This window comes from Amycolatopsis sp. NPDC028719 (assembly GCF_055565395.1).
In genome coordinates this window covers 845,707-860,154 of sequence record NZ_JBVHUL010000004.1, presented here as the reverse complement: position 1 = coordinate 860,154, position 14,448 = coordinate 845,707, and the positions used below count along the sequence as shown (strand labels likewise).

Sequence of the window (14,448 nt, the reverse complement as noted above, 5' to 3'; positions counted from 1 at the left end):
GGCGGGCCGGCTGAGCTGTACCTGGCCCCGATCGTCCGTTCGCCGCGGCCGGCCTAGTCCGAGACGGCTTCCGAGATCCAGGGCGCCACCGGGAGGTCCCGGTCCAGGCACTCGACCGACAGCCGGATCGTCCACCGCAGCGCCTGCAGCACCAGGCTGTCCACCTCGTCGGGCGCCGCGTTGGCCAGGGCGATCTCCACCTGCTCCTGCGCCGCCTCGGTGTTGCCGTGGACCTCCGCCAGCAGCGTGCGGACCGCGGTCCGGACCGGTGGGTCGGCCTGGTCGATCGAGACCTCTTCGCCGTCTTCGTCGAAGACCTGGACCTTCACCGGTGCGCTGCCGCCGTCGCCGAGGGTGGAGACCATCGCGCTGCACTCGCCGAACAGCAGCAGCATCAACGCCTTCGTCTCGTCCGCGCGGGCCTGGGGTTCGGCGGCCGTCGGCGCGACCTCGACGAGGGCTTCGGCGTCGTCACCGAGGCTCAGCGCCGTCAGCGCGCGCTGAGCCTTCTCGACGAGCTCCTGCTCGTTCCAGTCCGCATCCACGTGCCCCATCAAACACCAGCGACGGCGATCGTGGGGATACCTTGATCCGGGTCGGTCATCGGGCGGCGCGGAGGGCACCCAGTGCGAGCCGGGAGAGCAGCTCGGCGAGCTCCGAGTCACCGAGATGGCGGTTGTACGGCGTCGAGTTGATCAGTCCGAACACCGCGTGCGCCGCCGACCGCGCCTGCAGTTCTCCCAGCTCCGGGAGGGCTTCGCGGATCGCCCGGACCCACACCTCGACGTACTGGCGCTGCAGCGCGCGCACCTGCTTGCGGTCGGCGTCGGTGAGGTTCGCGAGGTTGCGCTCTTGAACAGTGATCAACGACGGATGGGCGAGCGCGAAGCCGACGTGGAACGCCACGAGCCCGGCCAGCGTGTCGTCCGCGTCACCGGGCCGGCTCGCCCACCTCGTGCCGCCCTCGAGCAGGTAGCGGCTGATCGAGTTCAGCATCTCGCCGAGCATCGCGTCCTTGCTGCGGAAGTGCCGGTAGAGCGCGGGCCCGGAGATCCCGACGGCGGCGCCGATGTCGTCGATCCCGACACCGTGGAACCCGTGGTGGGCGAACAGCTCGGCGGCCGCGGACAGGATCTGCTCGCGTCTGTTGGCCTTCTCGCCGTTCACTAGAGGAGTGGGGTTGGCCGGCATCCGGCCATATTAGAGGCGCAGGTTAGCGAGCGCTAACACTGTTCCCGTCTTCCGGTGTGAGCCGAGTGGGTTACTTACAGGTAACTAGGGGTTCCTCGTGGAGCTTCCACATGCTGTGCTTTCGGGGTCGGTTCTGTCACAAAGGAGTGGCCCATGGGGGTTCCGATCCGTCTGTCGCGACGTTTCCTGCTGAGGTTGAGCACGGCTCTCGGGGCCGTCGTCCTGTCCACTCTCGGCGTCACGGGCCTCGCCCACGCCGCCGGGACCGTCTACGCCGCGCTCGGCGACTCCTACTCCTCGGGAGTCGGGGCCGGCAGCTACGGCAGTTCCGGGAGCTGCTACCGCAGCTCCAACTCGTACCCGCAGCTGTGGACCAACGCCCACAGCGGCACGTCGTTCACCTTCCTGGCCTGCTCCGGTGCCAAAACCGGGGACGTCATCAGCCAGGCGAATTCCATTCCCTCCAACGCGACCCTGGTCACGGTCACCGTGGGCGGCAACGACGCCGGCTTCAGCGACGTGATCCAGACCTGCACCCTCGGCAGCGACGCGACCTGCACGGCCCGCGTCAACACCGCGAAGACCTACGTCAACAACACCCTGCCCGCGTTGCTGACCAACACCTACAACGCGATCAAGGCCAAGGCTCCGGGCGCCAAGCTCGTCGTCCTGTCCTACCCGCGCTTCTACACCGTGCCCGGCTCCTGCTGGGTCGGGCTCAGCGACACCAAACGGTCCGCGATCAACTCCGGCGCGGACACCCTGGCGTCGGTGATCCAGTCCCGGGCGGCGTCGGCGGGTGCGACGTTCGTCGACGTCCGGTCGTCGTTCGTCGGGCACAACATCTGCTCCTCGGCCGACGACTACCTGCACAGCCTGACCTGGCCGGTGATCGAGTCCTACCACCCGACCGCGGCCGGGCAGTCGGGCGGCTACTACGCCCCGCTGCGGGGCGCCATCGGCTGACCCCGGTCCCCTCCGGTCGTGAAGGCCATCCCGGCGTGCCCGGGGTGGCCTTCACGGCGTCCGGCGACTGGACACTCACGTTAGCGGTCGCTAACATCGAGCCGGAGGTTAACGACCGCTAACGTCGAGGGAGCCCATGGACACGCCGGCACTGGGGACGTCTGCTGCCCCGGGCAGCGAGGCTTACGCCCGCAACGCCACATCCCACGCGGAGCTGGTCGAGGACCTCCGCAAACGCTTGTCCGCCGCCCGCCTCGGCGGGCCCGAGAAGTCGCGCACGCGGCACGTCGAACGCGGCAAGCTGCTGCCGCGCGACCGCGTCGACACGCTGCTCGACCCGGGTTCGCCGTTCCTGGAGCTCTCGCCGCTGGCCGCGAACGGACTGTATGACGACGAGGCGCCGTCCGCCGGGATCATCACCGGGATCGGGCGCGTCTCCGGCCGCGAGTGCGTGGTCGTCGCCAACGACGCCACCGTCAAGGGCGGCACGTACTACCCGATGACGGTCAAGAAGCACCTCCGCGCCCAGGAGGTCGCACTCCACAACAACCTGCCGTGCGTCTACCTGGTGGACTCCGGCGGCGCCTTCCTGCCCCGGCAGGACGAGGTCTTCCCGGATCGTGAACACTTCGGCCGGATCTTCTACAACCAGGCGACGATGTCCGCGCGCGGCATCCCGCAGATCGCCGCGGTGCTCGGCTCGTGCACCGCGGGCGGCGCGTACGTCCCCGCGATGAGCGACGAGGCGGTGATCGTCCGGAACCAGGGCACGATCTTCCTCGGCGGCCCGCCGCTGGTGAAGGCCGCGACCGGCGAGGTCGTCACGGCCGAGGAGCTCGGCGGCGGCGACGTGCACTCGCGCCAGTCCGGCGTCACCGACCACCTGGCCGACGACGACGCGCACGCGCTGCGGATCGTCCGCCAGATCGTCTCGACGCTCGGCCCGCGCACGCCGCGTCCGTGGGACGTCCTGCCGACCGAAGCGCCGGCCATCGACCCCGCCGAGCTGTACGGCGTCGTCCCGACCGACCCGCGCACGCCGTACGACGTACGCGAGGTGATCGCGCGGATCGTCGACGGCAGCCGGTTCGGCGAGTTCAAGAAGGAATACGGCTCGACGCTGGTCACCGGGTTCGCCCGGATCCACGGTCACCCGGTCGGCATCGTCGCGAACAACGGCGTGCTGTTCGCCGAGTCCGCGATGAAGGGCGCGCACTTCATCGAACTGTGCGACAAGCGCTCGATCCCGCTGCTGTTCCTGCAGAACATCACCGGCTTCATGGTCGGGCGCGCGTACGAGGCCGGCGGCATCGCCAAGCACGGCGCGAAGATGGTCACCGCGGTGGCCTGCGCGCGGGTGCCGAAGTTAACGGTCGTTATCGGCGGGTCGTTCGGGGCCGGCAACTACTCGATGTGCGGCCGGGCGTACTCGCCGCGGTTCCTGTGGATGTGGCCGAACGCGCGGATCTCGGTGATGGGCGGCGAGCAGGCGGCGTCGGTGCTGTCGACCGTCCGCCGCGACTCGATCGAAGCCCGCGGCGGCGAATGGTCCGCCGAGGACGAAGACGCGTTCAAGGACCCGATCCGCGAGCAGTACGAGGCGCAGGGCAGCCCGTACTACTCGACGGCGCGGCTGTGGGACGACGGTGTGATCGACCCGGCGGACACCCGCACGGTGCTCGGCCTCGCGCTCTCGGCCGCGGCCAACGCGCCCCTGTCCGATGTCAACTACGGCGTCTTCCGGATGTGAGGCAGATGTTCGACTCAGTGCTGGTCGCGAACCGCGGCGAGATCGCGGTCCGGGTCATCCGCACGCTGCGGGCGCTCGGCATCCGCGCGGTCGCGGTGTACAGCGACGCCGACGCCGACGCGCGGCACGTCCGTGAGGCGCACACCGCCGTCCGGATCGGCCCGGCCGAGGCTTCGAAGAGCTATCTGTCGATCCCGGCCATCGTGGACGCCGCCGTGTCGACGGGGGCGCAGGCCGTGCACCCGGGTTACGGCTTCCTGGCGGAGAACGCGGAGTTCGCGCGGGCCTGCGAGGCGGCCGGGCTCGTGTTCATCGGCCCGCCGGTCGCGGCGATCGAGGCCATGGGCGACAAGATCCGCGCCAAGGCGACGGTGTCGAAGGCCGGGGTGCCCGTCGTGCCCGGCGCGTCCGACGTGGACATCCCCGCCGGCGGGTTCGCCGAGGCGGCCGCGAAGGTCGGCTACCCGCTGCTGCTCAAGCCGTCCGCCGGGGGCGGTGGCAAGGGCATGCGGCTGGTCCACGAAGAGTCCGAACTCGACGCCGCCATCGAGTCGGCGCGGCGCGAGGCCAAGGGGTCCTTCGGCGACGACACCCTGCTGATGGAGCGGTTCGTCACGACGCCGCGGCACATCGAGATCCAGGTCATGGCCGACAAGCACGGCACCGTCATCCACCTCGGCGAGCGCGAGTGCAGCCTGCAGCGGCGGCACCAGAAGATCATCGAGGAAGCACCGTCGGTGCTGCTGGACGAAGCCACGCGCGAGAAGATGGGCTCGGCGGCCGCCGAAGCCGCGCGCTCGGTCGGGTACGTCGGCGCGGGCACCGTCGAGTTCATCATGTCGGCGCACGACCCGGACGAGTTCTTCTTCATGGAGATGAACACCCGGCTGCAGGTCGAGCACCCCGTCACCGAGCTGGTCACCGGCCTCGACCTGGTCGAGTGGCAGGTCCGGGTCGCGGCGGGGGAACACCTTTCCGTCGCGCAGGAAGACGTCGTCCTGACCGGACACGCCGTCGAGGCACGCGTGTACGCCGAAGATCCGGCGCGGGGGTTCATCCCGACCGGCGGGACGGTGCTGGCGGTGCACGAGCCGGCCGGCGACGGTGTCCGCGTCGACTCGTGGATGACGCGCGGCGCGGTGATCGGCTCGAACTACGACCCGATGCTGGCCAAGGTCATCGCCTGGGGACCGGACCGCGCGGCCGCGCTGCACCGGCTGGACCGGGCGCTGGCCGACACGGCCGTGCTGGGCGTCGGCACCAACACCGCGTTCCTGCGCGGGCTGCTGGCCGATGATGACGTGCGCGAAGGTCGGCTCGACACCGAGCTGGTCGACCGGCGGCTGTCCACTTTGGTCTCCTCCGACGTGCCGTCCGAGTTCTTCGTCGCGGCCGCACTGGACCGGTTCCTGGAACTGCAGCCGCCGGGGCCCGTCGTGGACCCGTGGGACGTGCCGGACGGCTGGCGCATGGGCGGGTCCGGCGGGGTGACGTTCCGCCTGAAGTCTGGGCAGGTCAAGGCCGTTGTGCGGGTGCACGGCACGCCGGCCGACGCGACGGTCGTCGTCGACGACGCCGAACCGGTCCGGGTTTCGGCCCGGCGCGACGGTGACGTGCTCGAGATCCGCCGCGCCGGCGGGTTCGACCGCTACCGGCAGGCCTGCGGTCCCGATCGGACGGTGTGGCTGGCCCGCGACGGACTGAGCTTTCCCTTCGGGAAGCAGGAGTTCGTGCTGTCGTCGCGCGGCGAGGCCGCCGGTGCCGGGCCGGTCACCAGCCCGATGCCGGGCACGGTGCTCGTCGTGAAGGTCGCCGCGGGAGACGTCGTGAAGGCCGGAACGCCGTTGCTGGTGGTCGAGGCGATGAAGATGGAGCACACGGTCACGGCGCCGATCGACGGTGTCGTCAGCGAACTCCCCGTCCGGGCCGGCCAACAGGTCGCGCTCGACGAAACCCTTGCCGTAGTCACGCCCCAAGAGGAGCAGCAGTGATCGACTTCCGCCTGGACGAGGAGTACGAGTCCCTCCGCAAGACCGTCGAGGACTTCGCGCACGCCGAGGTCGCGCCGGTCATCGGCGAACTGTACGAGAAGGAAGAGTTCCCGTACGAGATCGTCGCGAAGATGGGCGAGATGGGCCTGTTCGGCCTGCCGTTCCCCGAGGAGTTCGGCGGCATGGGCGGTGACTACTTCGCGCTGTGCCTGGCGCTGGAAGAACTCGCGCGCGTCGACTCGTCGGTCGCGATCACCCTCGAAGCCGGCGTTTCCCTCGGCGCGATGCCGATCTTCCGCTTCGGGACGCAGGAGCAGAAGGAGAAGTGGCTCCCCGACCTGTGCGCGGGCACGGCGCTGGGCGGGTTCGGCCTGACCGAGCCGGGCGGCGGTTCGGACGCGGGCGCGACCCGCACGCGTGCGCGTCAGGACGGCGACGACTGGGTCATCAACGGCAGCAAGGCCTTCATCACCAACTCGGGCACGGATATCACCCGCCTGGTCACGGTCACCGCCGTGACGGACGTGATGGAGAACGGCCGCAAGGAGATCTCGGCGATCCTCGTCCCGTCGGGCACGCCGGGCTTCGAGGTCGCGCCGAAGTACTCCAAGGTCGGCTGGAACTGCTCCGACACGCACGAGCTGTCCTTTTCGGACGTCCGGGTCCCGGCGGAGAACCTGGTCGGCACGCGCGGCCGCGGGTACGCGCAGTTTCTGTCCATTCTGGACGAAGGCCGGGTCGCGATCGCCGCGCTGTCAGTGGGTCTGGCACAGGGCTGCGTCGACGAGTGCCTGCAGTACGTGAAGGACCGCGTCGCGTTCGGCAAGCGGATCGGCGAGTACCAGGCGATCCAGTTCAAGATCGCGGACATGGAGGTCCGCACGCACACGGCCCGCCTGGCGTACTACCAGGCGGCGTCGAAGATGCTGCGCGGCGAGTCGTTCAAGAAGGAGGCGTCGATCGCGAAGCTGGTGGCCTCGAACGCGGCCATGGACAACGCGCGCGACGCGACGCAGATCTTCGGCGGGTACGGGTTCATGAACGAGTACCCGGTGAGCCGCTTCTACCGCGACGCGAAGATCCTGGAGATCGGCGAGGGCACGAGCGAGGTCCAGAAGATGCTGATCTCGCGCCACCTCGGCGTCGCCTGAAAGCCGTGAAGGCCTCCTTACCGGCTTCATGACCGGCAAGGAGGCCTTCACGACGCTTTCTAGTGCGGCTGCTGCTGTTGCTGTTCCTGCTGCTTCTTGTCTTCCTCGGCCCAGGCGGCTTCCGCCTGCATCTGGATGTCGGTCAGCCCGCGGTCGACCTGCACGATGTCCTTGCCCGCCCAGCCCACGAAGTTCTTCGAGCTCTTCGCGTCGGACAGCGCCTTCAGCATCGGGTAGTAGTCCGGGGCCTTGGCCTTCAGCCAGTCGTCGACGAACTTCATCTTCTTGTAGCTGTCGCCGAACTTGGTCTTCAGCCAGTCCTCGTGCTTCTTGATCATCGGGAAGTCGTGTTCGCTCAGGTGCGACTGCGGGGACGGCGGCTTCGGCGCGGGCGGCGGCTCGGGCGGCTTCGGCAGCGGCCGCGAGAAGTTCGGCGTGGTGCCGTCACCGGGAGGCCGCGTGCTCGGTGTGGCGCCCCCACCAGGACCGTCGTGCGTGACCGCCGTGCCCGGAGGGGGCAGCGGCCGCGAGAAGTTCGGGGTCGTGCCGTCGCCCGGGGGCCGCGTGCTGGGCGTGGCGCCGCCGCTGGTGGGCGGGCCGTTGTGGGTGATCGCGGTGCCCGGCGGCGGCATCGGCGTCATTTCGTGCCCCGCGCTCGAGGAGGAGCCCGGCTTCCCCTTGACCAGCTTCGACAGGCCGGTGAGCCGCGCCAGCGTGCGGCCGGCGTAGGCGACGACCTTGGCGAGCTTCGCCATCATCGCCGCGACCTGCACCGAGACGGTCGCGACGCACTTGGTCACCCCGACGGCGATCGACGCGCCGAAGGTGGGGATGGCGAGCGCGAGCGCGATCAGCATCGTCGAAATGATGTCGCCGAGGATCGTCGTGATGATGTCGCGGATCAGCGAGCGGACGGCGCCGATCAGGGCTCCGGTGGTTTCGACCATGTAGCCGGCGACGTCGGCCGCCTTGGCGTTGGCGTCGATCCAGCCCTTCCGGTCGTTGATCGACTTGAGGAAGCTGTCGTATCCCTTGCCCTGCCACTGGGTGATCGTCGACTTGAGCGTCTCGTCCAGCTCGGTGCCGGTGTTGCGCAGCGACTCGCCGATCTTGTGCAGCTCGTTGGCGACCTTCGTGACTTCCGAGGGGTTGCCCGCGACCTGGTCGAGCGGCCACTTCAGGAACGAGACGTGCTCGATCAGCCAGCCCAGGCCGGCCGCGATCAGTTTGGCCAGCGGGTCCATGGCGAAGGCGACGGTGTCGAGCACGGCGCTGATGACGTTGATGCCCAGTTCGACGCTGACGGCCGCCAGGTCGCCACCGTGCTCGGTCTGGACCTTGCCGATCGAGTCGCCGACCTGCTTCCAGCTGTCGAAGACGCCGGCGCCGGTCGTGGAGTTCGACGCCGTGATGGGAACGGTCACTTGCCCAGCTCCGTTTCGAAGGTGCTCAAACCCTGCGCCGTGGTCGAGTCGTGGGTCGCGTACGTCTCGGCGGCCTTCTTCACGTCGGCCGCGGACTTGCCGATGTCGCCGACGAGGTTGGTGATCTCCCCGGTGATCACGGCCATCGTGACCCGCGAAGGCACGGCGAGGACCTGGGCGAGCAGGATGCCGAACGCGGCGTTGTCGAACCCGTTCGCGGCCTGCATCCGGTTCGCGGCGTCCTGCACCGCCGGTTGCGTGGTGCCCGACAGGAACTGGCTGAACTTCTGCAGCTCGGCCGGATCGACCGAGAAGCCTTCTCCGGATACCACGGGTTTCTCCTCCTGCTACCAGGGATTGCTTTCGCCGTCGTCCTCGTCCGGCGCGGGCCGGGGGCGACGACGCGGCTGGTCACGCTGCGGTTGCGGCGGTTGCGGCGGTTGCGGCGGGCGGTGCGGGGGCCGAGGGGGACGGTCGTCGGCCTCCTGCTCCGGCATGAACACGTCGTTCTTGTCCGGCGGTGGTCCCGCGTCCGGCTCGGGCGCCGGCAGGAACTCGTCCAGCAGTTCGCGGGCGGCCGAGCTCTCGCCGACCATGCCGCTGAACGCGTCGGCGACCTGGGCCGAGACCTTCTGCTGCGCCTTGCCGATCAGCTGCATCACGAGGCCGGACAAGGCTTGCGGGGGCCGTTCGTACGCGCGGGGGCCGAACCGGAGGTCCTGCAGCACGCCGCTGGGGCCGACGGTCACCGAGACCGCCCCGTCCGGCGACTGCACGCTGGCGGTTGCGGATCGCAGCGTTTCCTGTGCTGTTGCGGCCTTTGCCCGGATTTCTTCGAGTTCGACGGTGAACGCGGCCAACGGATCGCCCGGGGGCACTGACTGAGTCAATTCGTCCTCGTCGCGAGAGAGGTGGGGAACGGCGAAAGTCAATCAGCGCTCCTTGAAGCTCGGATGACGTGAACCGAGCCGACGGCTTAACGCGGCGTGGATCGCCGAAGTCGGCCCGCGCGTACGCGTGGTGCGGTAAACAAGGGCATGGACACCACCGTCATCCGATCGGGTGATCCCGGGGACGCTGACACGCTGCTGGGCTTCTTCGACGAGGCCGTCGAATGGCTCGTCGCCCGCGGCAGTTCGAAGCAGTGGGGGACCGAGCCGTGGAGCCGGGTCCCGAAGCGCGTCGAGCGCGTCAACGGGATGGCCGCGGACCCGGGCCTGCGCATCGCGGTGGTCGACGGCGAGCCGGCGGGTGCGCTGATTGTCTCCGAAGAGCACGACCCGCATGTACCGCCGGTTAACGAGCGTGAACTGTATGTCCGATTGCTGATCACGTCCCGGCGATTCACCGGAAGGCGCGTCGGCGGGAGGCTCATCGAGTACGCCCTCGACGAGGCGCGGCGGCGCGGCATCGACCTCGTGCGCGTCGACTGCTGGGCCGGCGGCGACGGCGAGCTGCAGCGCTACTACGAGAGCCAGGGCTTCAAGCCGACGGTGCGGTTCCACGTCGACGAGTGGGTCGGGCAGGTCTTGGAGCACCGCGTGGGGTAGCGGGATCCCGGACCAGGGGTGACACTGTTGACGCGGTGCCAACAGACGAAGGAGTCGCCATGGCCGAGAATCTCGCGGGCAAGGTCGTCGTCATCACCGGCGGCGGGCAGGGGATCGGCGCGGCGACCGCGTCGGCGCTGTCCCGGCTGGGCGCGCGGGTGGTGATCGGCGACCTCGACCAGGTCCGGGCCGAGAAAACTGCCGGGGAACTGGACGCCGAGGCGCTGCCGCTGGACGTCACCGACATCCGCGGCTTCACCGAGTTCCTCGACGAGGTCGAACGCCGGCACGGCCGGATCGACGTCCTGATCAACAACGCCGGGATCATGCCGCTGGCCCACCTCGAGGAGGAGAGCGACGCGACGACGCGGCGTCAGCTCGAAATCAACCTGCACGCGGTCATCCACGGCACCCGCGAAGCGATGAAGCGGACGCGGCCGCGGCGGTCCGGGCACATCGTGAACGTCGCTTCGTTCGCGGGCAAGGCCGGTTTCCCCGGCGCGGCGACGTACTGCGCGACCAAGCACGCCGTCGTCGGGCTGTCCGAGGCGGTGCACCTGGAGCTGCACGGGTCCGGGATGCACATCTCGTGCGTGATGCCCGCGATCGTCCGGACGGAGCTGGCGAGCGGGCTCGGGGAAGCGAAGCTGTTCAAGTCCTCGCGCCCGGAAGACGTGGCCGACGCCATCGTTTCCACGCTGCGCAAACCTCGTTTCGAGGTCTTCGTGCCCCGATCCGTGGGCACTATGGGCAAGCTCACCCGGCTGCTGCCGCGACGAGCCGGCGAAGCGCTCGCGCGCGCGTTGAAAGCGGACCAGCTTTTGGCTTCAGCGGCCCATTCCCCGGCTCGCGCGGACTACGAGGCGCGCGCCGCCGAGAGCGCACCCGGGGCGGGCACGGAGTAACTCGGACGGCCCAGCCACTGTCCGATTTGGACGTGGGCGGTGTTGAGTCAACCGGCCTGACCGGGCAAGATTGACCGGAAGTGCCCGGGGACGTCGCAGGAGGCTCGAGGAAATGGTTTCACCGCCCGCACGGCTGGCCGCCGCCGCGTCGAACGTGGTCGGCAAGGTGCTGCACGGCGGTGTCGCCGACCTGCGCCCGATGCCGCGGGTGCTGATCGACCAGGGACCCAACCGCTCGGTCTACCGGATGACGCACAGCAGCCGCCCGGTGTCCGGGCCGCCGATCCTGCTGGTGCCGCCGCTGGCCGCGCCGGCGATCTGCTTCGACCTGCGCCGCGGCTGCAGCCTCATCGAGCACCTGGTCGAGGGCGGTCGCAACGCCTACCTCGTCGACTACGGCATGGTCGCCTTCTCGGACCGCCGGCTGGGCATCGAGCACTGGATCGACGAGGTCCTGCCGCGGGCGATCCGCAAAGTGAGCGCGGACGCCGGCGGCCAGCCCGTGCACCTGGTGTCGTGGTCGCTGGGCGGGATCTTCTCGCTGCTGGTGAACGCGGACCGGCCGGACCTGCCGATCGCGTCGATCACGGCGATCGGTTCCCCGGTGGACTTCACGGCGATCCCGATCGTCGCGCCGTTCCGCCCGCTGGTGGACCTGACGAACGGCCACCTGCTGACGCCGATCTACCGCGCGTTCGGCGGCGCACCGTCCTATTTGGTCAGCCGCGTGTTCCGCGCGACGGGCATCAGCAAGGAGATCACGAAGCCGATCGCGATCCTCTCGCACCTCGACGACCGCGACTACCTCGCGCAGATCGAGGCGGTCGACCACTTCATGAGCAACATGTACGCCTACCCGGGCCGCACGTTCGGTCAGCTGTACCACCGGCTGTTCCGCACGAACGACCTCGCCGAAGGCAAGGTCGACCTCAACGGCCGCATCATCTCGCTGTCGTCGGTCCGGGTCCCGACGCTGGTGGTGGCGGGCGAGAACGACACGATCGCGCCGCGGCCGTCGGTGGAGCGGGTGGTGGAGCTGCTGGACAAGGCCCCGGAGGTCCGCTTCAAGACGGCGCCGGGTGGGCACCTCGGCGTCCTGACCGGCCGCAAGGCGCGCGGCACGACGTGGCGCTACCTGGACGAGTTCCTCGACGACCAGGCGTCAGCCGACTAAGTCGATCTCGAACGGCTCCGCGGCGCTGTAGCGGACGTCCGCCCACACCGCGCCGGGCAGGTCGTAGCGCCGGTGCGACGTCAGCTTCGGGTCGTGGCCCGGGATCTGCCCGGGGTTGTGGCCGACGCCCGCGTGATCCGAACCCCACGCGTAGATGTTCGACACCCACATCGGCCGTGCGAAGCCGTCACCGGCCAGCCGGGGCCGGACCACGATCGCCCCGCCGGGGCTGCCGGCGAGGAAGACGCGGACGATGTTCTCGCCCGCGTCCGGCGGAGTGACGGTGATGCGCTCGAGGATCTCGACGCTCGCGTCGGGCCGGGTAACGGTCGGGTTGGCGGCGCGTTCGCGCAGCCAGGTGGTGTCGATGCCGACCGGATCGATCTTGCGGCCGGGCGGCACGCAGACGTCCTTGTGCCCGGCGTAGCGATCGAGACCGCGGGACATGTACCGCAGCAGCGCGGCGACGAGTTTCGGATAGGCGTCCCGCTGGGCGTCGGTCCAGCCGCCGGCGCCCGCGGACTCGGCTTCGATGCCGAGGAACTCGTCGTTGACGTCGAGGAACCCGAGCCACCGCGACGCACCGGCGTGGTAGGCACATCCAGCGGCGACAACGTAGATGGTGCCGCTGCGGCCGAGCCCCAGGTTGCACAGCGGCCCGGCGAGATCGGCGCGGCCGTGGGTGACGATGTCGAGCGAGGGGTAGTCACCGGGCGCGGAGTCGGCGGTGGCGGTGTGGTGCCCGACAACGCCTTCGACGACGCGCATGCCCCCGTGTCCCCGGGTCTGCCACCCGGGGACTTCGACGACGGGGTAACCGGTGCTGCGAGCGGCATCGACGAGCCAGGGAACGTACACCGATCAGCCCTCCAGAGCGTCGTAGGCACCGGCTTCGGCTTCGGTATCGGGCGCATCAGGAGCCGCGATCCGGGCGGCGAGCGCTTCCCGGGCTTCGTCGAGGTTCTTCGGGCCCTGCCGGTCGGCGTCCCAGCCTTCGGCGTCCCATTCTTCGGGCGTCTTGATGGGAGTCGGGTCGTCGGGCGCATGCACGACGGGGTGGTCGGTCTCGGTGGGTTCAGTCACGGTCGGCCTCCGGACCGCGAGGGTACCGGAGGCCGACCGTTTCGCGCTTCACTTCAGTTCGGCGGAGGACTTCCCGAGGATGCGCCGAGCCACGATCAGCTGCTGGATCTGCTGCGTCCCCTCGAAAATGTCGAGGATTTTGGCGTCCCGAGCCCACTTTTCGAGCAAAGACTCTTCGCCGTAAGCCCCGGTCAGCTCGACGCACTTCAGCGCGATCTCCACCACCGAGCGCCCCGCCTTGGCCTTCGCCATCGACGCCTGCAGGGAGTTCGGCTTGCGGTTGTCCGCCATCCACGCCGATTCCAGCGTCAGCAGGTACGCCGACTCGTAGTCCGCCTCCAGGCGCAGGAACTCCGCCGCCGCCGCGTGCTGGGAGTTCGCCGGACGGTCGTAGTCGATCGTGACGCCGGCTTCGGTGAGGATGCGACGCGTCTCGTCCAGCGCCGCCCGCGCGACGCCGATCGCCATCGCCGCCACCAGGGGACGGGTGTTGTCGAACGTCTGCATGACGCCCGCGAACCCCTTGGCCGTGTCGATCTCCGGCGTGCCCAGGAGATTTTCCTTGGGGACCCGGCAGTTCTCGAAGCGCAGCACCGCCGTGTCCGAAGCGCGGATGCCGAGCTTGTGCTCGACGCGCACCACCTCGAAGCCCGGCGTGCCCTTCTCCACCACGAACGACTTGATCGCCGCGCGGCCCTTGGACTTGTCCAGCGTCGCCCACACGACCACCGCGTCCGCGCGCTCGCCCGACGTCACGAAGATCTTCTCGCCGTTCAGCACGTAGTGGTCGCCGTCGAGGCGCGCGGTCGCCGTGATGGCCGCCGAGTCCGAACCGCACGACGGCTCGGTGATCGCCATCGCCGCCCACATGCCGGAGAAGCGCTCCAGCTGTTCGTCCGTCGCGACCGAGCCGATCGCCGCGTTGCCGAGGCCCTGGCGCGGCATCGACAGCAGCAGGCCGACGTCACCCCAGCACATCTCGATCGTGCCGAGGACGACGTTCAGGTTCGCGCCGTTGCGGTTGCCTTTTTCCTTGTCGGGACCGGACCGGCGGACGCCCGCCGCGCCCGCGCCGCCCTCGCCGGACGAGTTGAGCCCGTCCAGCAGCGCCGCGAACATGTCCAGCTCGCTCGGGTATGTGTGCTCTGCGCGGTCGTACTTACGCGAGATCGGCCGGAACACCTCGGCCGCGGCCTGGTACGCCTGGTTGATCAGCGCGCCGGCCTTCTTGGGAGCTTCCAGGTTAATCATCGTTAACGCCTT

15 protein-coding genes are annotated in these 14,448 nt (G+C 69.6%); 7 read left to right on the top strand and 8 right to left on the bottom strand.

Annotation, left to right across the window (positions count from 1 at the left end; genetic code table 11):
* Positions 1-53: 53 nt before the first annotated feature.
* Both ACZ4TR_RS22670 and ACZ4TR_RS22665 read right to left on the bottom strand, forming a co-directional pair.
* A complete protein-coding gene (locus ACZ4TR_RS22670; RefSeq protein WP_155541161.1) occupies positions 54-554 on the bottom strand; it encodes a hypothetical protein in 501 nt (166 codons plus the stop codon).
* A gap of 46 nt (positions 555-600) precedes the next feature.
* Entirely contained in the window at positions 601-1,191 is a 591-nt protein-coding gene (locus ACZ4TR_RS22665; RefSeq protein WP_364523357.1) for an SACE_7040 family transcriptional regulator, read from the bottom strand.
* Positions 1,192-1,344: 153 nt separating this feature from the next.
* Here ACZ4TR_RS22665 and ACZ4TR_RS22660 point away from each other — a divergent pair, with 153 nt between their 5' ends.
* The 4 genes from ACZ4TR_RS22660 (at position 1,345) to ACZ4TR_RS22645 (ending at position 7,049) form a co-directional block, all read left to right on the top strand.
* Complete coding sequence (locus tag ACZ4TR_RS22660; protein WP_465288868.1) at positions 1,345-2,157, top strand: SGNH/GDSL hydrolase family protein; 813 nt, start codon at positions 1,345-1,347, stop codon at positions 2,155-2,157.
* Between the two features lie 136 nt (positions 2,158-2,293).
* Entirely contained in the window at positions 2,294-3,907 is a 1,614-nt protein-coding gene (locus ACZ4TR_RS22655; protein ID WP_465288867.1) for a carboxyl transferase domain-containing protein, read from the top strand.
* A gap of 5 nt (positions 3,908-3,912) precedes the next feature.
* Positions 3,913-5,898 (top strand): acetyl/propionyl/methylcrotonyl-CoA carboxylase subunit alpha, encoded by a 1,986-nt coding sequence (locus ACZ4TR_RS22650; RefSeq protein WP_465288866.1) that lies wholly within the window; start codon positions 3,913-3,915, stop codon positions 5,896-5,898.
* Complete coding sequence (locus ACZ4TR_RS22645) at positions 5,895-7,049, top strand: acyl-CoA dehydrogenase family protein (RefSeq protein ID WP_465288865.1); 1,155 nt, start codon at positions 5,895-5,897, stop codon at positions 7,047-7,049. The genes ACZ4TR_RS22650 and ACZ4TR_RS22645 overlap by 4 nt, the downstream gene beginning before the upstream one ends.
* Positions 7,050-7,108: 59 nt before the next feature.
* Here ACZ4TR_RS22645 and ACZ4TR_RS22640 read toward each other — a convergent pair whose 3' ends face one another.
* Genes ACZ4TR_RS22640 through ACZ4TR_RS22630 form a run of 3 tightly spaced genes read right to left on the bottom strand, consistent with a single transcriptional unit; the run spans position 7,109 to position 9,405 of the window.
* Positions 7,109-8,473: a hypothetical protein gene (locus tag ACZ4TR_RS22640; RefSeq protein ID WP_465288864.1), complete on the bottom strand. Its 1,365-nt coding sequence runs from the start codon at positions 8,471-8,473 to the stop codon at positions 7,109-7,111.
* Positions 8,470-8,805 carry a hypothetical protein gene (locus ACZ4TR_RS22635; RefSeq protein WP_465288863.1) on the bottom strand — a complete coding sequence of 112 codons (336 nt, stop codon included), beginning with the start codon at positions 8,803-8,805 and terminating at the stop codon, positions 8,470-8,472. The genes ACZ4TR_RS22640 and ACZ4TR_RS22635 overlap by 4 nt, the downstream gene beginning before the upstream one ends.
* 15 nt (positions 8,806-8,820) lie before the next feature.
* Positions 8,821-9,405, bottom strand: coding sequence for a YbaB/EbfC family nucleoid-associated protein (locus tag ACZ4TR_RS22630; protein ID WP_465288862.1), 585 nt, complete (start codon positions 9,403-9,405; stop codon positions 8,821-8,823).
* 105 nt (positions 9,406-9,510) lie between these two features.
* On the opposite strand from ACZ4TR_RS22630, the gene ACZ4TR_RS22625 reads away from it, so the two are divergent.
* From ACZ4TR_RS22625 to ACZ4TR_RS22615, 3 genes are all read left to right on the top strand, one after another.
* A complete protein-coding gene (locus ACZ4TR_RS22625) occupies positions 9,511-10,023 on the top strand; it encodes a GNAT family N-acetyltransferase (protein WP_465288861.1) in 513 nt (170 codons plus the stop codon).
* Between the two features lie 59 nt (positions 10,024-10,082).
* A complete protein-coding gene (locus tag ACZ4TR_RS22620; protein ID WP_465288860.1) occupies positions 10,083-10,928 on the top strand; it encodes an SDR family oxidoreductase in 846 nt (281 codons plus the stop codon).
* A gap of 112 nt (positions 10,929-11,040) precedes the next feature.
* Positions 11,041-12,102: an alpha/beta fold hydrolase gene (locus tag ACZ4TR_RS22615; protein ID WP_465288859.1), complete on the top strand. Its 1,062-nt coding sequence runs from the start codon at positions 11,041-11,043 to the stop codon at positions 12,100-12,102.
* Here the strand turns inward: ACZ4TR_RS22615 and ACZ4TR_RS22610 are convergent.
* The 3 genes from ACZ4TR_RS22610 to ACZ4TR_RS22600 form a co-directional block, all read right to left on the bottom strand.
* Positions 12,091-12,870, bottom strand: coding sequence for an N-acetylmuramoyl-L-alanine amidase (locus ACZ4TR_RS22610; protein WP_465288858.1), 780 nt, complete (start codon positions 12,868-12,870; stop codon positions 12,091-12,093). The two genes, ACZ4TR_RS22615 and ACZ4TR_RS22610, sit on opposite strands and share 12 nt — an antisense overlap.
* A gap of 93 nt (positions 12,871-12,963) precedes the next feature.
* On the bottom strand, positions 12,964-13,185 hold the full coding sequence (locus tag ACZ4TR_RS22605; protein WP_465288857.1) for a hypothetical protein: 222 nt from the start codon (positions 13,183-13,185) through the stop codon (positions 12,964-12,966).
* A gap of 48 nt (positions 13,186-13,233) precedes the next feature.
* On the bottom strand, positions 13,234-14,436 hold the full coding sequence (locus ACZ4TR_RS22600; protein WP_465288856.1) for an acyl-CoA dehydrogenase family protein: 1,203 nt from the start codon (positions 14,434-14,436) through the stop codon (positions 13,234-13,236).
* Between the last annotated feature and the right edge of the window lie 12 nt (positions 14,437-14,448).